Here is an 18,597-nt window from a genome sequence, read left to right as displayed (position 1 = left end):
CATGGACGAATTACCAGAAGAGGAGAAAGCGGGCATTCCCGCCTGGGTAGTGACCTTTGCCGACCTGATGTCACTGCTGATGTGTTTCTTCGTGCTATTGCTGTCATTCTCGGAAATCGACGCTCAGAAGTTCAAACAGATCGCTGGCGAACTGTCGAAAGCGTTTGGCGTACAGCGCGAGGTGCCCGTCCTTGAAATACCCATGGGTACCAGCCCGATTTTCGATCAGTTTTCTCCGGCACCGCCCGAGCCCACCGTACTCAACGAAGTCAAACAGACGACAACCGAGAAACAGCCCGAGCTGGAAACCTTGAAAAGCCCTACCGACGTTGCCGTGGAGGCCGCGATTCAGGAGGAAATAGATAACACCCTGGAGCAGGTTCAGTCGGTTCTGGAACCCGCCATCAAAGACGGCCGGGTAAACGTCAGCCTCGAACAGCAGAGAATTGTTATTCGCGTGGAGGAAAAAGGCGCTTTTCCCTCCGGTTCGGCCGATCTGACCTGGGAGTTTGAAGGCCTGCTTCTGGAAATGGCCGACATACTGGTGGAGATCCCCGGCAAGCTGACCATCGAAGGCCACACCGACGATGTCCCCATCCGTACGCAGAGGTTCTACAGCAACTGGGATCTGTCCGCCGCCCGGGCAGCAGCGGTTGCCAATGCGCTCCTCGCCGAAGGCCGGTTGGAACCTGCCCGGCTGGCGGTCACGGGGCTTGCGTCTACGGAGCCTCGGGTGCCAAATACTTCCTCCGAAAACCGTACCAAAAATCGTCGTGTGGAAATCATCATCGACTTGTCCGGGCCGATCGAGGAACAGGAGATGCGGTTAAGGGAACTCATGAATCCCGAAGCCGATGTTTCCGCTACATCAGACTCCCGCAGCTCCGACGAATCGGACCAGGACGAATTACTGTGGTAAGAGGCCAGATTGGTGCATTAGCCCCATTGGTGCACCAATAAAAAGCACAAACACCCCGCCTTCAACTCAAACCCGCCCAACTTCAGAGCAGAAAATCACCTAATCGACTATCCGGCCTGAAATTGCCTCAAAATGGAACACTCCTTGCTTGGTGTGCACGCTATCAATGCACAACCCGCCCGTGACAGGCGGATAAAACCATAAAATCAGGAGCAACCACCCCGTGGATATCACGAGTGCAGTACATACCCTGACCGAAAGCGCCAACACGCTGTTCATTCTGATCGGTGCCATCATGGTACTGGCCATGCACGCTGGCTTCGCCTTCCTGGAAGTCGGCACCGTGCGCCACAAGAACCAGGTGAATGCCCTGGTGAAAATCATGACCGATTTCGGCATCTCCGCCGTGGCCTATTTTTTCATTGGTTACTACATCGCCTACGGCAGCCACTTTATGGCCGGCGCTTCGGAACTGACGGCCGCGAATGGCTACGATCTGGTCAAGTTTTTCTTCCTGATGACGTTCGCCGCCGCCATTCCCGCCATTGTTTCCGGCGGTATCGCCGAGCGTGCGAAGTTCTACCCCATGCTCATCGCCTCCGGGCTGATCGTGGCGTTTGTATATCCCTTCTTCGAGGGCATGATCTGGAACGGCAACTATGGTTTCCAGGCCTGGTTGGAGAACCAGTTTGGTGCAGCCTTCCATGATTTCGCCGGCTCGGTCGTGGTGCACGCCGTGGGCGGCTGGATCGCCCTGGCCGCCGTGCTCCTGCTCGGCGCCCGCAAAGGCCGCTACCGGAATGGCCGCGTGGTGGCCTTTGCCCCCTCCAACATTCCATTCCTGGCACTGGGCGCCTGGATTCTCACTGTCGGCTGGTTCGGCTTTAACGTGATGTCCGCCCAGACTCTGGATGGCATCAGTGGCCTGGTGGCGGTGAACAGCCTCATGGCCATGGTGGGTGGCGTTCTGGTGGCCATGTTGGTCGGCCGCAAGGACCCCGGCTTCATCCACAACGGACCGCTCGCCGGTCTGGTGGCGGTGTGCGCCGGTTCGGACCTGATGCACCCCGTCGGTGCACTGATTACCGGTGGCATCGCCGGCGCCATCTTCGTGTACATGTTTGAGTGGGCCCAGGACAAGATTGAGCGCCTGGACGATGTACTGGGTGTATGGCCCCTGCACGGTGTGTGCGGCGTATGGGGCGCCATTGCCGCCGGCATCTTTGGCCAGGAAGCCCTCGGGGGGCTGGGCGGCGTCAGCCTGATGTCGCAGATCATCGGCGCGGTTGCCGGTGTTGTGGTGGCCTTTGTCGGCGGCCTGATCGTCTATGGCATTGTCAACGCCATCTCCGGCCTGCGTCTCACAGAAGAAGAGGAATTCAACGGTGCGGATGTCAGTATTCACCGCATCGGCGCCACTTCACTGGAGTAACCGGTCAGTTCCATATACCCCACACCATCGTGGGAACCTGTCACCGTCACCGGGCTTTCCCAATACGGGTAGAGCCCGGCATTCCAGTAGTCGCCGGGCGGCGCGGCAATCTGGACATCCACGTTTTGCTGTGGCATCCGCAGACGCCACTCCACAGGAACCCTGCCCTGCGGCGACACTTGCCAGTTGAGTGGGCTCAGGCTGATGTCGTTCCCGTTCAACGTTTCAACCTGCCCATTGGCGTTTATCCAGCTACCAGACACGAACGCGCCCTGGTCTTCCCGCAGGCGAAACGCCATCAGTTTATGACCGTCGTTTAGATGCAGGGCGAACCAGTCCCAGCCCTGCTGGCCAGCTTTCAGAAACTGACTGCTCCACTCGCGATCAAACCAGCCCTTGCCGGAAACGGCCAGGGTTTCATCGCCAAGGGTCACCGTACCCTCAATGTGCAGATCCACCAGGCTGAAATACATTGAGCCCTCGCCACTGGCGGATTTGGCACTGAACCCGTTTTTTCCATGGGGCACCGGTTTGCCGGTGTTGCTCAGGCGCAGATCATATCGCCAGTCACCGCCCTCAACCTGCAAATGCCACTGCCCGGAATCCGGTTGCGATACCAGCCGCCAATCGTCCAGCCATACCTGCAACGGATCCGCCCTGGCCCCGGCATGCCCCAAATCACCCCGGGCCAGCTTTTCTTCAAACCAGTGTTCACCTTCAAATGACACGGCGGCGTGTGCCATCCACGCCGCGTCCAGGGGCCAGGCACTGGCCTCTGGTGGTTCTGCATTGGCGGGTCGCGGTTTCAGCGCCTGACGGAACTGGGTCCACTGCAGCCCCAGTGATCTGCCGTCCTGGGTTTCCAGGTTAGCGGTCAGGTACCACCATTCAATACGGTGTTGCGGATGGGGCCCCCAGTCCTCGGGAAAAGTCAGGGGGTCGCCTGGCTCCGGCTGCTGGAATTGCGATTGCTCCACCTCGCCTGTCTGCTGCGCAAGCCCCGCGAAGCCGGTGTCGTTCTCCGAATCCGTACAGCCCGCAAGGACGACCGCCAGTAGGCCGGCAACAACGCCGGTTTGGATATTCATGGCTCCACCTGTTTAATGCTGTCCATGTGGCCAAGCTGCCGGCGCATCAGATGGGCGATTATCAGCCCTGTCGCCACGGCCACCAAACCCAGTTCAATCCAGAACAACGGGTACAGGTCCATCGGCAATGACCACCCAAAAGCCAGCGGGTTGATGCGACTGACCAGCACCCAGGTCAGCCACACGCCCAGCGGTAGCGCAGCAATGGTCACCGTGAGGGTCAGCGCCACCGACAGGCGCCGGAGCTGACGCCTGACCTTCGATGCAGGCAGTCCCCAAACGCCCAGCAGCTGAAAGTATTTCACCCGGGTAGTGAAAAAGACCCATCCCATAATCAGCAGGGCCATCGCCGCCAGCAACAAGGTCAACAGGCTGATGGCGCGGGTAAGCAGGAACGTCTGGCTGAAGACCTTCGACGCCAGGGCCCGGATGCTGTTGTTGTCCCTGATGGTGAGTTCCGACGTCTGCCAGGTGTCCGACAGGCGCCCGCGGATGTCGGACATCGCCACGCCGCCGGGTGTCACCGAAAAGCTTTGGAAGTGGGGCTTGAAAGCCGCCGGCAGCGCAGAACCAGCCATCAAAATTTCCCCCGCAGGCCGCCCGTAGTCGGCGTAGATAGCCACCACTTCTGCATTACGATTGGTATCCGCTACTCTGATGTCGAGGGTGTCGCCCACCTCAAGCCGGTTGCGCCGGGCCAACTGCTCATTGATCATTACGCCATCGGATTCAAGCTTTAGCCAGGGCTCCTCAACACTTTCCAACAGAGACCATTTTGTCACCAGATCACTGATTGGCATCAGGGCAAGCAGGTCCACCGCAATACGCTCATCGCCAAGGCCGCGTTGGCTCCCGGAATCCGCCCTCGCAATGTGTGCCTGGCCACGGATTACCCGATGCCACGGCCCGATGCCGTCCAGGCTCTGCAATTGCGCAGCCGCCATGTCGGCGTCTGCATTCGCAGGCACCTCCACATAGAACTCCGCTTCCAGGCGCTGGGCCAGCCAGGTTTCGAAGGTGCCCTCAAAGGTCGTCACCAACGCCTGCACCGCCAGCACCGTGGCCATGGCAAATTGCAGTGCCACCACCGGCAACGCCAGGTGCCGGAACATCACCGCCAGTTCCCGTTGCCGCCAGCGGGCAAGTGGGTCTTCTCTTCGTGAGCCAGTGCGATTGGAAAGCCGTTGGGCAAGCAGCGCCAACCATCCAGGTGTCAGCCAACCGGCACCTGCAAACACCATCGCCGTTGAGGCAAAGACCCAGACCAGGTCCGGGGCCAGGGCAACCCCCACCAACCCGACCAGAAACATCAGGAAGGCAATCGTTCGCCCCCGGGCCTGGACCTGGCCAGCCATCGCCCGCCAACGCGCTGGCACCACCCAGTCCACCAGACAGACCGCCGGCACCAGAAAGAGCATGATGCCGGCCGCCCTCCAGGGCAGTGCTCCTTCGGCGCCGGCATAGACGGCCACATCAAACAGGCTGTCGAGGGCCTGGCCGAAACCGCTACCCAGCATCCCGGCAAGCCTTGCCCCCAACCATAACCCCGGCACAACGCAAATACCGGTCAGCACCAACAGCTCCAAGGTCAGCCACTGCGTTATCCGTTGGCGAGGCACTCCGAACCGGTGCAGCAGGGAAAAGCTGCCGTGCCGTTGAGCAATCCCCAATCGATGTACGCTGCGCACCAGAAGGCCCGTAATCAGAAGCACCAGGAGGCTCAGGGCATCCAGATTCAGCAGGAAACTGTCCGCCAGTTCACCGGTGGGTGGGCCCATGGAAAATTCACGCAGAATATAACCAGTTGGTAAATCCCTGTTCTCATCCCGCGCCAGCAGGTAAAGCCGGCTGCCGTACCCTTCTTTCGAAAGCTCTGCAGCCTCGCTGATATCGAGGAAAGGCGCACCATCCAACGTGTCGGCACCACTGCCGAGGCCAGTGTCACCGAAACACCCCATCGCCAACGGGTCGATGCCGATCACCCGCCCTTCCGGCGGCGGTCGCTGCAGCTCCAACCAGGGCGCCACACACACGCCGGCCATACGCAGGGCAGCAAAGTCATCCACACCCACCGGTCGCCCATCCGAGCGAATCACATGAGCGCGAGCCGCCACCGCATTCTCGCTCTGCAACAGACTATTGCGGGCCTGGTCGGTCAGTACCGTCACCCCGGTCCAAAGCATGGTTGCCAGCACAATCATCAACGCCAGAGCCAACAGCTGGATGGGGTGGCGGCGGTAGTGGCTGACGAAGGCGCGCGCAAGCATCATTGGTCAAACAGTCGTGCTGAGATCAAGCAAGTGGTCGCAGCGGGACGCCAGTTCCCTGTCGTGGGTAGCAAGCACCAGTGCACAACCGGTTTGCTGCTGCACCGTGAACAGGCAGTCTGCCACCTCATCAGCGGTGTGGCGATCAAGGCTGCCGGTGGGCTCGTCCGCCAGAATCAACGCCGGAGCCATGGCGAACACCATGGCCAACGCCGCTCGCTGGGCCTGGCCACCAGACACCTGATCCGGATAACGGTCGGCTTCCCCACCCACACCAAGGCGTTCCAGCCATCCACGCTCGCCGCCGGCAGGATGGCCGGCCAGGTGCGTGCGTAGGCGAACATTGTCCAGCAGCGAGAGGGCGGGCATCAGGTTAACGTCCTGGAACACCACGCCGATGGTGCGCCGGCGGAGTTCGGACCAGCGCACTTCGGCGCCTGCGCCAGTTGCTGCAAAGGACTCACCCGCGACGGCGATGCGTCCGTCATCCAGTGTCTGCAGGCCACACAACAGGTTCAACAAAGTGCTCTTACCGGAACCTGATCGTCCCACAACCGCCAGGGACTCCCCCGAACAAACCGACAGGGACAGATCCGCCAGCACGGGCACCCGCTGACCACCACTGATATAACCCTTGCTTAACCCTTCTACGGCCAATACCTGGCTTCCCATCATTCGCTCCGCTGACAGTGTCTTAGATACTATACCGCCCAAATGTCCTTGTGGATCCGGACCCAGGCGTTGGTAAATTCCAATTTACGGACATAAAATCTAAGACTTTAGTCTTAATAACCCTCACTTTTTGCTGAAAATCTGATCTAATTCGCCCCACTTTACTTGTGCTTACATTACCTACACATTTTTAACACCCGGATACATTGAGTTACCGGGCCACCACAGATCTCGCCTCATGGATAGCTACAAAGAACCCCTGAAAGCCCTGGCACGCCCCTATCGAAAGGCGGTATTAAAGGCGTTGCTGGTTCTCACCATGCTGGGGGGGATTCTGTTTGCCATACTGAACCTGCTTACGGGCAGTTATCCATTGGCCATTGTCGAACTCGCAATGGGTGCTTACGCCATTCTGGTTTTCTGGGCTGTACGCGACACCCGGCATCTTGAGCGTTGGATCATTGCTTACGCCATCCCGTTCTTCACCGCCATGATGTTCGCCATGACCATCCCCAAAGCCTCGGCCACCGTACACGCCTGGGTGCTGCTGATTCCGATTGTCTCTCACCTTCTGATGGGCCGTCGGCTCGGCCTGGCTATATCCGTGTTCTACATGAGCATCGCCGGCGTTATTTTCCTGCTCAGATATCACGATGAGCCGGCCATGATGCAAGCGCTGCCAGTCGCCAACATTGCCGTCATCTCCCTGTGCATCCTGGTGTTCTCCCACGTCTACGAAGTGACCCGGGAACAGTCACAGCGCCAACTGCTCAAGATTGCCCAGACCGACACCCTCACTGGCCTTGCCAACCGGGCCAGGCTCAGTGACATCTTCAAACGGGAGCAACAGCGCAGCCGACGCTATAACACGCCGATGACCCTGCTCGCGCTCGACCTCGATCATTTCAAAGAGGTCAACGACCGCTATGGCCACGACACCGGCGATCTGGCCCTGCAACACGTTGCCCGTATTTTCCGGGAATGCCTGCGTGCAACCGATCTGGCGGCACGCCTGGGAGGGGAAGAGTTTGGCATACTGCTGACCAATACCAATGGCCAGCAAGGCCTGGAGGTGGCTGAAAAAATCCGCATTGCGGTCGCCTCTACCCCATTGACCGTCAACAACGACGTTGTCCGCCTGACCCTCAGTGGTGGCGTAGCGGAATTCGGGCCAGACGGAGAGACCCTGCGTCAGTTGGTGAGAGAAGCCGACAAGCGCCTGTACGAAGCAAAGAATCGGGGCCGCAACCTGATCATCCCGGCGGAAGCGACTGACGGCTTTCAGGAGCCGCTGGAAACAGACACGCATCGCGCCTGAGACAGAATGCCGCATCCGACTGAAGACATTCCCGCAGTAGCACCATCGAAAACCCGCTAGAATGCATGCCATGGAATGGCTGACTCACTCACAAACAGGTTTTCAACAGGCGGCGCGCTACCTTCTCACCATGCGCCTGGCCATCGTGGTCATTCAACTGATCGCCGTTGCCATCGCCGACACCATGGTAACCCTGGCCCACCGGCCAGAAGCCCTGCTGATATGCCTGCTCTATACCGTACTGGCAACCCTTGGCTGGCTCTGGTTTACCCGCCGGCCTCCCCGTTTGACGGTTACGGTCAGCCTCGGGCTCGGCCTTGATCTCTTCCTGATCAGCGCCTGGCTGTTCCTCACCGGAGGCTACACCAACCCGCTTGTCTCGCTGCTGCTGCTTCCCATTGCCGTTGCCATCATCCTGGTCCCCCTGCGCGAAAGCATTGCTTTGACGGTCATCGGTTTTGGCTTCTACACCGCCATGGTGCTGTGGCACACGCCGCTGACCCATGAACACCACGACGCCGACCTGACCCAGCTGCACCTGATGGGCATGTGGGCCACCTTTGCCATCACCGCCACCATGCTGTTGCTGGTGGTTGGCTCGCTGGCCCGTCGGTTGCGCCAAAAGCAGGGACAACTGGCCGAATTCCGTGAGAACCGGCTCCGTGATGAACAGGTGATTGCCCTGGGCCTGTCCGCCGCGGCGGTGGCGCATCGGCTGGGCACGCCATTGAACACCATGGCCCTGCTGGTGGATGAAATGAAGTCCGTGCACACAGACCCTTCGCTTGCAGACGATCTCGGGCTGATGGAGAAGCAACTGGGCCTTTGCAGCAACCACCTGCACCAACTGTCTACCGCCGCCATGCAGGCCAAGGCCGCGCATCAGGAAATCCTTCCGCTGCACTTCTGGATGATGCGGCTGCGGGAGTCAGCCACACTGTTGTGGCCCGCCTCGCCCATCCACTGGCGGGCGCCGTTTCCCGACCAGCTCGTCGCCGTGGATGCCACTCTGGACCAGGCTATACTGAACCTTCTGGCCAACGCGCTGACCGCCAGCCCGTCCTGGGTGGCAGTCAGCGCTGGGGACAGCGACGAGGGGCGGGTCGCAATCGTGGTCGAGGATCATGGCAAGGGTCTGGAACTCTCACTGCAGAACACCGCCGGCGATGGCGTTGTGGACTCCGAACATGGCCTGGGGGTAGGTTTGTTCCTCTCCAACGCCACCATCCAGCGCCACGGCGGCACCCTCAAAGCCAGGGCGGACCGCACGGGCACCACCATGATCATCGACCTGCCACAGGCGCAGGACAGCACCCCGGACGGTAAGGAGGCAGAATGAACGGCCAGCCGACCTGGTTGCTGATCGACGATGATGAAGCCTTCGTACAGGTGCTCCAGCGTTCCCTGAGGCGTCAGAACATCGAGGCAGTCTGTGCCCTCAACCGCCTGGAGGCCATAGCAGCGCTGGAATCACAGACCTTTCACCGCTGCGTGCTTGACCTCAACCTGGCCGGCGAAAGCGGCCTGCAATTACTGCCGGAGCTACTGGCCCTTCAACCCGAACTGGAGGTGCTGGTACTGACGGGTTACGGCAGCATCGCCACCGCCGTGGAAGCCATGCGCCGGGGTGCCGTCAATTACCTGTGCAAACCGGTCACACTGAGCCAACTGACCGCCGGTTTCAGCCCACTGGACGGCCCACCGGCAACCCGTGAAGAACCCCCAACGGTGGAGGAAATGGAGTGGGAACACATTCAGCGAGTGCTAAACGAGCACGACGGCAATGTGTCCTCAACAGCCCGAGCGCTGAACATGCACCGGCGAACCCTGCAGCGGAAGCTTCAGAAGCATTCCCGCTGGCGCAACCAGTGACACTCTGAACACGCAGCCGTTGGGCGCCGGTTAAACGGCGTCAGGCCAGGCGCCGTAGCCAGGTTTCACGCCGCAGGTAGATCACCATGATAACGGCTTTCACCACTTCATCCGCAACAAAGCCGGCAAACACACCCCAAAGACCAAACCCAAGATAGAGCCCAAAATACCAGGCCACGGGCACACCGACACCGGCAAAGCCAATCAGGGTGATCACCATCGGCGCTCGGGTATCGCCACCGGCCCTCAAAATGCCCGGAATAATCATGGTTAACGCCGTGGCACCGCTGTAAAGAACGCTCAGAGCCACCATCCAGATCACCCGCTCCCGGGTTAAATCGCTGATCTCGTAGAACTGCAGGAACAAGGGAGTGAGCAATGCCACGATCAACGTCAGCAACGGCAGCACCAGCAACACCATGCGGATACCCATGGCGGTGTAGGCTCGTGCCCGCTGAGGATGCCGGCCACCCAGCGATTCCCCCAGGGCAATGCTAACGGCCTGCTGTAACCCGACACCCGGAGCCAGCGAAAACCCACGAATAATCGACGCTACCAAAAAGGCCGCGTAAGCTTCCGCACCCACCCGGTTAAACATCATGGTGTAAATGAACGCCGACCCCTGCCACAGAAAACCATCTACGGACAGCGGATAGCCCAGGTACAGGATTCGCCTGAGCCGTTGCCACGCCAGCCCGGAGACATCCCTTACCCGGGCATTGACCGCTGGATGGCGGAGAACGGCGCGTAGCATGAACACCGCCTGAAACAACCACGCCAGCACAGTGGCGATCGCAACACCGGGAAGCCCAAGAGGCGGAAACAGGGGCTCGGTTACGCCCTGAATGGCACCGCCAAACAGCAACAGGTAGTTACCCAGGGCGTTAAGTACATTGCCATACAGGGCCAGTCGCATGGGGGTGCGGGTGTTGCCCAGGGACTGGAGAACATACATGGCCACATGGGCAATCACCAGCGCAGGCAACCCCAGCCCGATGATCCACAGGTAGCCATAGCCAATGCCCGGCAGCCCGGAGCGCTCCGCCGGAGCACGGAACAGGTCCGTAGTCAGCAAAGCCAGAAGCGACTCGCCAAAGACAATATAGAGAGCCCCAATGGCCACGCCCGTAAACAGGCCTGCGGTCAGCAGGGTTGCCAGGGTCTCTCGGATCTCGGCGTGCTTCCGGGCGCCACGCAACTGGGCGGTAATCACGGCACCACCCTCAGTCAGGGCCGCATAGCAGAGTACCACCAGGAAGTTCAACTGCAGGCAGATTCCCAGCGCTGCGATGGTCTGCTCACCGAACTGACCCACCATCAGGTTGTCCACCACGCCGGTGAGCTGAAACAGATAGAACTGAATAATGATGGGCCAGGCCAGGGTCATCAACCGCTGGCGCACGGGGCCTGAACTGGGGACCATAGGCCGTTCCGGAAAGGGTATTGCCGAATACTAACAAGCCGGGCCTGGCTTGCAGTCCTCCCCGAACGCTATTTGGGGGGCGTAGGTTGCTCCATTCCAGTTTCGCTGCACAGTGGCTCAAAAGCTGCCTCACAACCTGGCCATTTGCCGTCTCAGCCACTCGATCATAGCCCGTTTTCTCGGACCGAAATCACGCCCCTCCGGATAGAGAAGATAATACCCCTCATCGTCAGGAAACTCGATTTCATGAAGCAGTTGCAACTCGTTCCTGGCAAGGTGGGCCTCAACCAGGATTCGCGGCGCAATACACACGCCCTGACCCGCCAAAGCCGCATCTATCGCTAGGCTTGTCTGCTCAAATCGCAGTACCTTGTCAGCGTCATCCAAGTTCGCGTGGCGGATCAGCTTTTCCCAGTTTCGGTGGGCATCATCAATAAGCCGGTGGGACGGCAGATCCGTCAGCGTTTGGACTACGGAATTGGCCATGGCATAGGACGGACTGGCAACAGCACAAAGCTCCACCGCCGCCAAGCATTCCGCGTGAAGCCCTTTCTCGAAGGGTGGGCTGGAAAACCGGACCACGAAGTCAGCTCCGTCGGGACCAAAGCTCGCACGCGTTTCACTAGCGGTAATCCGTAGTTCTATATCAGGACACGCCTCGCGAATAGCATCCATCCGCGGCAGCAGCCATTTTGAACCAAACGACGGCGGGACACTGATCACTAAATGCTGGGTCCTCGCCATGAGTGTCCGGGTGGACTCATCAATGATCCCTAGAGCCGTCCGGACGGACTGGTGGTAGGTCTGGCCCTGTGCGGTCAACTGAAGACCACGTGGCTGCCGGGAAAACAGTATCACCCCCAGATCGGACTCGAGACGCCGGACGCGCTGGGCAACGGCACTTTGCGTCAAATGCAGTTCCTCCGCAGCAAGCCGAAAGTTCTGGTGCCGGGCAACCGACTCAAAAATACGCAAAGCATTAAGGTTTGGAAGCATGTTACGCCAATCGTGACTGTAGATTCTCTACAGGCTAGCACAAGAAGATCTCACTGGTAGATGACGATTGAAGCGTGCAACCTGTAGCGCATGAACAAACAGCCTATCGGTAGGCATCAGAGGGATAACAGGATGCAAAAACATGCAACGTATCTCGCTTTCTTAGCGCTCGGCGTGATTTGGGGCAGTAACTTCATTTTCATGAAGTGGGCTGCTGACTTTATCAGCCCAATCCAGATCACCTTACTTCGGGTAGTTTTCGGTTTTATTCCGCTATTTTTCGTCGCCCTGCTGACGAAATCCCTAAGTTGGGCCCACCTTCGGCATGGGCACCACTTTATCGCAATGGCACTGCTGGCTACCGCACTTTATTACCTAGCCTTTGCCAAAGGCACTGCGCTGCTGCCCTCAAGCATTGCAGGTATGTTAAGCGGATCGATTCCCCTGTTTACCTTTCTTGCCGCCCTGGTGTTCCTGCGGGATGAACCGGTCAACGTTCATTCCGTCAGCGGCACGTTGCTCGGCTTTATCGGCGTACTATTGATTGCCAAACCCTGGCATGCCGGCGCCGGCCAGATTAGCCCCGAAGGTGTACTCTATATGGTTGGCGGAGCTCTCAGTGTCGGATTATCCTTCGTCTATGCACGCAAATTCGTCAAACCACTGAAGCTTAACCCCATAACCCTGGCCACTTACCAAACTGGAATTGCAATGGGTATGTTGCTTCTGACAACCGATATGGGCGGTATAGGTTCCGTATTCGATGATACCAGAGCCATGCTTGGACTCATTCTGGGCCTCGGCATTCTCGGCACCGGTGCGGCGTATATCATCTATTACTTTCTAGTCAATCAGATGGGCGCGATTGCAGCGTCAGGCGTTACTTATATTCCGCCTGTTGTCGCACTGACCATTGGTGCCGTACTTGTGGGCGAGGAGGTCAGAAGTCTAGATATACTGGCTATGGGACTAATTTTGACCGGGGTCTGGCGCGTGCAAGTCGCTCGCCAGAACGCCCCCTGATTCCGCATGCGGCCTTGACTGAACTGGCAGGACCGACGGTGACGATCAAGAAATAGGCCCCAGCAAGGTCACCAATGGGTTTCTCGAACGGAGGCGGCTTGCGGTATGGATTTTCAGCTATCAGCGCTAACAGTTCCTGGGCTTTTAGTTTGAGGCCGCTGTCGGCCAACTTCTTTGCATCTTTCTGGGCTTGTCTGGTGAAAACCAACTTCCATGTCACCAGTCCAGCTCCTCATCGCATTCATCCACGGGGGTATCCATCCCCTCACGAATAGACTCTCGCATACCTGGTACGGAGAGTAGGTAGAGCGTTTCCTGGATGGCCGACCAGTCTTCCTCGGAAACCAGGACGGCTTTGTTCCGCTTACCCATAATGACAATTGGTTGATGGGACTCGGCAGTTTCATCAATCAACCGATAAAGGTTGCTGCGCGCCTCAGTTGCTGTGATTCCGGCCAGGGCGTCACGTGGAGCTCCACCGCGTACTACAGTGCCTTGTTACACATGGCTATGGCGCAATTTCAGGAAGCATAACTGTGATCTGCTTTAGCGAATGGGTGCCAATATTAAATTCGACATGAATACACATATCTTCCCGATCAAAGCGCAGCCAAGGACCATATTTCCCCAATAATTCAATCTCTTTTTCTTCACCTGTTCTATCAGGGGCGCCAAGAAGACTCACTACATCATCTGGTGTCATCGAACCCTCAAGACCAAATGGCAAAGATGATGATGGTTTAGCTTGCAGGAAAATGGTCTCAACTACCCCATTGGTATCCAAGTTCATCTTCCATAAACCGTTTGTAGACTCGACGTGATGGAAATACACACCGTGCCCCTCATCCTCTTCCATTACAGTTCGCGTGAAAGAGTCGTCCTCTTCAGCAGTAAAGATTTTTCCAAGAAGATCTATGACATTCAACATATCGTGTAACGCCAAGCACAGCGGCGCCACGCCAGTGGCGTCCGGTGGCCGAAGGCCACGAACTGCTGCGCATTGTTATGTTGATTTTTGAACAACAAAAAACCAGAACACCGACGAACACAATACTCCGAAGGCGCCGAGTTCAATTGTTTGAAGCGTCATGTGGTAAACCCCGTCGTCGCCAAAAGGCTCAAGCAAGAATACGAAGAACGGGAAGGGTAAAATTCCGGCAATGCCATACCAAAACCACTTAGTTTTGTCGTATTTGGCCATTAAATAGTGGGCAGGCAATCCCCAGAGAACAATGAACAAGAGCAGAAATATTCCGCCGTAACTCGCCATAATCGATATCTGTAAGCCCAGAAGATCGCCTTCGCTCCCAAAGAGCCATGTAGAGGCCAACAAGGCGGCAAAAGTAGCTAGAAAAGAAACAATCACACCCTCACCAACACTGAGACGATTTATCAAGGTAGGCTCCTGCCAAAAACATAACGCCCGGCTCACGCGCCGGTTTGGAGCCGCGAAGCGGCGGAAAATCGGTCGCTGTGCAGCCGATTGTTATGAATCGAGCGACTTTACAAACTCTGCAGCAGCACGCGTATAAATATATAGATTTTGATTTTTCGAATTTAAATCATGCCTGAGCAAACCGATTTCCAGCAGGGTTCTCAAGTCATCTTCTAAGAAGCGTCGGTCTTCGATTTCAATAGCTCCGTTCTCGTGAGCGTCCATGAACATGAGGTTGGTGCCACCATACATAGGGACTTCAAGAATCTTGCTCGCACCCGATTGTTCAAACTGCTTCAAAAAACTGATGGCTTGACCTGAAAGGCCCGCATTTGGCCAGACCGCTGAGCTGATCTCAGAAAAGCCCTGAAATCCGCTGGCATAAGTGGCAAGACTTCTATCAAGAAGATCTATTTTCTCCGCCAATTTATCGTACTGAACACCAAGGAGGGCTTTAATTCCGACTGTAGTTACGCTATTGGACTCGATTAGTGACTTAATCTCTGCGTGCTGTGTTTCGACAAGCCAAGCAAGAAAATCATGGAATTCAGCCTGATCAGCGGACTTCTTTTCCCCTCTATACTGACCAACAAGACTGACCAATGTCGCAAAGGTCGCAGCGCCCGTTATCGGGTCCATATATTTCCTCCTTCATACGCCGAAGCACAGCGGCGACCTTGGAGTGGCAACGAAGGAGCCACGGAAAGGGCGTCCGGCGGCCATCGGCCGCGTACTGCTGCGACTTGTTATGAGTCAGTACTCACTCTGCAGTATTTGGTGCAATTCCCATAAATCACTCGCAATTTTGACACCCGTAGAGTTTTTAATTCTTCTCATAGTGTGTGCTATCGCACCTTGCCAGACCTGTCCTTCGAAATCTTTTGCGGGGCCATACTTGGTCATCATATTCATAATTTCATCCCACTTTGACTGCAAAGGCTGGGGGAAATGTGAGCTATTCAAGCTCAACATTGCATCATTGGCAGCGAGTAGACGGCTTCTAACATCACCTGGCGAAGTGCAAAGTTCTTGGACACCCTCTGCCACTCTGCCTTTTGCATATTGGTAACGGATATTCATAGTTCCCTTTGACTCTTAACGCCAGCGGCAGGGGCGCGACGAAAGGAGCGTCCCTTGACCGCACTTGTTAATGGCCGGTTACCCGGCGGTTGATCCCTGGCACCCAAACCCGAATGCCCTCTCCAATACAGCTTGCACTCACCCTAGCCCATGGCGCGAGGAACCAGAACACGAAGCTTTCAGATTTTGCAGTGTTTTGCGGGGAGACGAGCTGGACGGTGGTAAACATTTGAAAGCCACTCCCTGCTTTACTGCCTGAATCCTTCCGAGGCCTTGGCCATTAACGCCATTGTTCAGCGGCAGCCTTACCAGAGCGAAGCGATGACAAGGCTGTCCGGTTGAGGGCCTTTAGGCCCGGAACGAACTGAAACTATTGGTTAGATTCTTCTTGTTTTTCACCTTTGACGTTCAGCTTCCCTTCTGCCTGTTTGTCCGCTAAAGGGGCGACTCTCCTGAAGACTGACAACAAAATTTTCAGCTTCATCACCGGGTTATTCTGAGTTCTTTGATCAATTAAGCTCTCATGCTCCGGTGATAGTCCAAAAACCTTTACAAGCTCCTTCGATGATTTTTCACAGAATTCGATTTGTCGATTTTTTAGATCAAGCTCTTCCTTCGCCAAATTGATTTGGGAAAGCTTATGCTCAACTGCCCCTTTTTGAATGTTCCGATAGGTATCGTGGGCCGCATTTATTGATGAGCAAACTGCTTTGACAATTCCTGCAACGGTACTTGCGGCTAAAAGGAGGAGAGAAAGCTCAATAAATCCAGGTGATGCATACTGGATTCGCTGGACTTCAGGGCGACGCTCGCGGGGTATTTTATGGAACAACTGATTGAAAAAATTTACCGTACTGTATCCACCTTTCCATGGAAACTTTCCGTAGATATAGTCAATTTCTGCTCGCCGGGCAGATGATAATTGTGGCATCAGGGAGTAAGCGAAACCGTAAAGATGAATATAGTTTTTTGTGACATCGGAAAGTTCTTCCAAGCTCCACCGCCCATCCAGCTCAAGCTGGATCTTTTCTTCAACTAGCGGCATAAACCCTCCAAAAATCTAACTTTCTTGCTGAGTATCAGCCTTGGCGGAGCGAAGCGGCGACAAGGCTGCCATCTTGCGGACCTTGACCCGCGGAACCAAATAAAGCTACTGGTTAGATACTCTTGCAATCCGAGCCATCTCTCGGCTTTTGATCAGACCGGCCTCATATTTTGGATAGCTTCTTTTTTCCAAGTTAATCCGAGCCTGATTGAGGCAACGAAAATGGTCATCAAAGTCCCTTTCAAAAGTAGTGGGGCTCACTACAAGATCATGAACTGCATCCGCCAAATGCGCGACGAGGGCAAACTTAAACTGCAAAGATAGAATATTTTCCTGATTTATCAGTTGGAACTTTCCGTGCTCAATTAATGTTCCTCCATTGTTAAAGGGGTATACCCATTGACCATGGGCCAGCTTATTTCGAATTTCTATGATGATTTTAAGATCGTTGCTTAGAACATCTTGGAGGGCTGTTCGACGTGCAGCATGCGAAACACCTAACGTTCTGTCATTGAGTTGCGCATTAGGTACGTTGTGGTGTTTTCGAAAAGCTTGATCAACAGCTTCGTGCCATTGCTCGAGCTGAGAGGATTTAGCCTTTATCAACTCTCGCAGTTGATCATTAAATCCGAACTCTTCATGGAGGAGCTTGTTCAAGCGAGTCTCGGCCCAAGCGCCTATGAGGAAAGCGTAGAGACGGAGCAAAGACTGAAGACTTTTTTGCGGATCTTTCGACGCTATTTCTGAGCGAGCTAAGCGACCTGTATGGCCGATCGCCAGCTCTAACTCACGGAGATTAGCCACATGATACTTGTAAATTCTCGAAGGATTTCTTGTCATTGAAGCACTACCGCCAAAGACCACTCACTGAATGGCCTTTGGCGGTGAGGACTCGAACCTCACACATACTCTCCAAAAGGAGCGTGTTAGCCATTACACCATCGCCCGACCAAAACTGTAACAAAAAGCTCACAAGTTCGTAACCCATCTGAGAAAATCTAACGCTTGCAGCATGCGCGCCCATGGAATGGAGCCGAAGGCGCAATGTAATGGGCGTCGCCGTGCCTGCACTGGTTATGTCCTATCCACTGCATGAGAACTGCTTGTCACCATACATACAGGTATAATTTACCTCCATCCGAATCCCTTCGCATATTTTCTGAAGCACCCGATCATCGCAAGTGTCTTTAACTGGGATAATCTCCAAGAGCCTTTTATTCTGGCCTGGCACGTAAGTCGTTTCCTCAAAGGGTAGATGAAATTCGTATTGGAAGCCTTTCTCGAAAGGATCCACATCTAGCGATTTGAAAATTTCGAGATATGGATCGACCTTCGGGTTAACTATTTCTTCACCCTCATACTTAATTGAGAAGCCCTTCACTATTGCAGGGCCAAGGCCGTGATTTTGAAGGGTCAGTACGATTCCATTTCGTGCATCTAAGTGGACCTGCAAACGAGGACGTACGGAGAGAATGTTGTGTTTTCTGCTCAAGTATCCCTGCCAGATAGCTACACCCATCGCAGATAGTGCAATCACGACAGAGGCGATAGAGATCCAATCCGATGGTTCAAGTTTCATTCGATACCTGACTCTGACTCATTGGCACATAACGCCGAAGCACAGCGGCGCCACGACAGTGGCGTCCGGTGGCCGCAGGCCACGTACTGATGCGCCTTGTTAATGGCCGGTTACCCGGCAGTTTATCCCTGGCACCCAAACTCGAATGCCTGCTGCAATGCAGCTTGCACTCAGCCTAGCCCATCGCGAAAGGAACCAGAACACGAAACCTAATGATTTTGCGGTGTTTTGCGGGGAGAAGAGTTGAACTGAGGCGATAATTTGAAAGCAACTCCCTGCTCTACTACCTGATTCCTTCCGAAGCCTTGGCCCATTAACAGCGTATTATACGAACCCGTTCATATATCACCCATCCGTATAACTCCAATTTCAGCCGCGCTGTCCGATTTAATAAATCACTTTAAAATCAAAAACTAACCAGAACCTTCCACGGCTACCGCCGGAGTTA

19 protein-coding genes, 1 tRNA gene and 1 pseudogene are annotated in these 18,597 nt (G+C 55.9%); 6 read left to right on the top strand and 15 right to left on the bottom strand.

Annotated features, from left to right (window positions below; genetic code table 11):
- The first annotated feature begins 1 nt into the window (after position 1).
- Together JJO78_RS02665 and JJO78_RS02660 are read left to right on the top strand one after the other, a co-directional pair.
- Positions 2-919 carry a MotB family protein gene (locus tag JJO78_RS02665; RefSeq protein ID WP_273622760.1) on the top strand — a complete coding sequence of 306 codons (918 nt, stop codon included), beginning with the start codon at positions 2-4 and terminating at the stop codon, positions 917-919.
- Positions 920-1,142: 223 nt separating this feature from the next.
- Positions 1,143-2,351: an ammonium transporter gene (locus JJO78_RS02660; RefSeq protein ID WP_273622759.1), complete on the top strand. Its 1,209-nt coding sequence runs from the start codon at positions 1,143-1,145 to the stop codon at positions 2,349-2,351.
- Here JJO78_RS02660 and JJO78_RS02655 read toward each other — a convergent pair.
- The 3 genes from JJO78_RS02655 to JJO78_RS02645 are packed head-to-tail and all read right to left on the bottom strand — an operon-like array spanning position 2,321 to position 6,378.
- Positions 2,321-3,439, bottom strand: coding sequence for a lipocalin-like domain-containing protein (locus JJO78_RS02655; protein ID WP_273622758.1), 1,119 nt, complete (start codon positions 3,437-3,439; stop codon positions 2,321-2,323). The two genes, JJO78_RS02660 and JJO78_RS02655, sit on opposite strands and share 31 nt — an antisense overlap.
- Positions 3,436-5,709, bottom strand: coding sequence for an ABC transporter permease (locus JJO78_RS02650; RefSeq protein ID WP_337251845.1), 2,274 nt, complete (start codon positions 5,707-5,709; stop codon positions 3,436-3,438). Before JJO78_RS02650 ends, JJO78_RS02655 begins: the two co-directional genes overlap by 4 nt.
- Before the next feature lie 3 nt (positions 5,710-5,712).
- Positions 5,713-6,378 (bottom strand): ABC transporter ATP-binding protein, encoded by a 666-nt coding sequence (locus JJO78_RS02645; protein WP_273622757.1) that lies wholly within the window; start codon positions 6,376-6,378, stop codon positions 5,713-5,715.
- A gap of 238 nt (positions 6,379-6,616) precedes the next feature.
- Between JJO78_RS02645 and JJO78_RS02640 the strand changes: the two genes are divergently transcribed.
- From JJO78_RS02640 to JJO78_RS02630, 3 genes are all read left to right on the top strand, one after another.
- Positions 6,617-7,696, top strand: coding sequence for a GGDEF domain-containing protein (locus tag JJO78_RS02640; protein WP_273622756.1), 1,080 nt, complete (start codon positions 6,617-6,619; stop codon positions 7,694-7,696).
- 70 nt (positions 7,697-7,766) lie between these two features.
- On the top strand, positions 7,767-9,035 hold the full coding sequence (locus JJO78_RS02635) for a sensor histidine kinase (protein ID WP_273622755.1): 1,269 nt from the start codon (positions 7,767-7,769) through the stop codon (positions 9,033-9,035).
- Entirely contained in the window at positions 9,032-9,568 is a 537-nt protein-coding gene (locus JJO78_RS02630) for a response regulator transcription factor (protein ID WP_036202210.1), read from the top strand. The genes JJO78_RS02635 and JJO78_RS02630 overlap by 4 nt, the downstream gene beginning before the upstream one ends.
- A gap of 40 nt (positions 9,569-9,608) precedes the next feature.
- Here JJO78_RS02630 and JJO78_RS02625 read toward each other — a convergent pair whose 3' ends face one another.
- Both JJO78_RS02625 and JJO78_RS02620 read right to left on the bottom strand, forming a co-directional pair.
- Positions 9,609-10,991, bottom strand: a complete 1,383-nt coding sequence (locus tag JJO78_RS02625) for an MATE family efflux transporter (RefSeq protein ID WP_036202209.1) — start codon at positions 10,989-10,991, stop codon at positions 9,609-9,611.
- Between the two features lie 129 nt (positions 10,992-11,120).
- Complete coding sequence (locus tag JJO78_RS02620) at positions 11,121-11,987, bottom strand: LysR substrate-binding domain-containing protein (RefSeq protein WP_273622754.1); 867 nt, start codon at positions 11,985-11,987, stop codon at positions 11,121-11,123.
- Positions 11,988-12,119: 132 nt separating this feature from the next.
- Here JJO78_RS02620 and JJO78_RS02615 point away from each other — a divergent pair, with 132 nt between their 5' ends.
- Positions 12,120-13,010, top strand: coding sequence for a DMT family transporter (locus JJO78_RS02615; RefSeq protein ID WP_273622753.1), 891 nt, complete (start codon positions 12,120-12,122; stop codon positions 13,008-13,010).
- Between the two features lie 52 nt (positions 13,011-13,062).
- Here JJO78_RS02615 and JJO78_RS02610 read toward each other — a convergent pair.
- From JJO78_RS02610 to JJO78_RS02565, 10 genes and pseudogenes are all read right to left on the bottom strand, one after another.
- Positions 13,063-13,230, bottom strand: a pseudogene (locus JJO78_RS02610) (Txe/YoeB family addiction module toxin); the annotation flags it as partial.
- Positions 13,227-13,469 (bottom strand): type II toxin-antitoxin system Phd/YefM family antitoxin, encoded by a 243-nt coding sequence (locus tag JJO78_RS02605; protein ID WP_075878843.1) that lies wholly within the window; start codon positions 13,467-13,469, stop codon positions 13,227-13,229. The gene JJO78_RS02605 and the pseudogene JJO78_RS02610, both read right to left, overlap by 4 nt.
- Before the next feature lie 49 nt (positions 13,470-13,518).
- Positions 13,519-13,968: a hypothetical protein gene (locus tag JJO78_RS02600; RefSeq protein ID WP_273622752.1), complete on the bottom strand. Its 450-nt coding sequence runs from the start codon at positions 13,966-13,968 to the stop codon at positions 13,519-13,521.
- 45 nt (positions 13,969-14,013) lie between these two features.
- Complete coding sequence (locus JJO78_RS02595) at positions 14,014-14,406, bottom strand: hypothetical protein (RefSeq protein WP_273622751.1); 393 nt, start codon at positions 14,404-14,406, stop codon at positions 14,014-14,016.
- A gap of 90 nt (positions 14,407-14,496) precedes the next feature.
- Complete coding sequence (locus tag JJO78_RS02590; protein ID WP_273622750.1) at positions 14,497-15,084, bottom strand: hypothetical protein; 588 nt, start codon at positions 15,082-15,084, stop codon at positions 14,497-14,499.
- A 114-nt stretch (positions 15,085-15,198) separates the two neighbouring features.
- The gene (locus JJO78_RS02585; protein ID WP_273622749.1) at positions 15,199-15,525 is read right to left on the bottom strand and encodes a hypothetical protein; all 327 of its coding nucleotides are present in this window, start codon (positions 15,523-15,525) and stop codon (positions 15,199-15,201) included.
- Between the two features lie 370 nt (positions 15,526-15,895).
- Positions 15,896-16,570, bottom strand: a complete 675-nt coding sequence (locus JJO78_RS02580) for a hypothetical protein (protein ID WP_273622747.1) — start codon at positions 16,568-16,570, stop codon at positions 15,896-15,898.
- Between the two features lie 105 nt (positions 16,571-16,675).
- Complete coding sequence (locus JJO78_RS02575; protein WP_273622746.1) at positions 16,676-17,410, bottom strand: hypothetical protein; 735 nt, start codon at positions 17,408-17,410, stop codon at positions 16,676-16,678.
- 38 nt (positions 17,411-17,448) lie between these two features.
- Positions 17,449-17,518, bottom strand: a tRNA-OTHER gene (locus tag JJO78_RS02570).
- 133 nt (positions 17,519-17,651) lie between these two features.
- A complete protein-coding gene (locus JJO78_RS02565) occupies positions 17,652-18,149 on the bottom strand; it encodes a hypothetical protein (protein WP_273622745.1) in 498 nt (165 codons plus the stop codon).
- Positions 18,150-18,597: the final 448 nt, after the last annotated feature.

The sequence above is a fragment of the Marinobacter sp. DS40M6 genome, assembly GCF_028581595.1.
Classification (GTDB): Bacteria; Pseudomonadota; Gammaproteobacteria; order Pseudomonadales; family Oleiphilaceae; genus Marinobacter; species Marinobacter salarius.
This window is presented reverse-complemented; position numbering and strand designations above follow the sequence as displayed.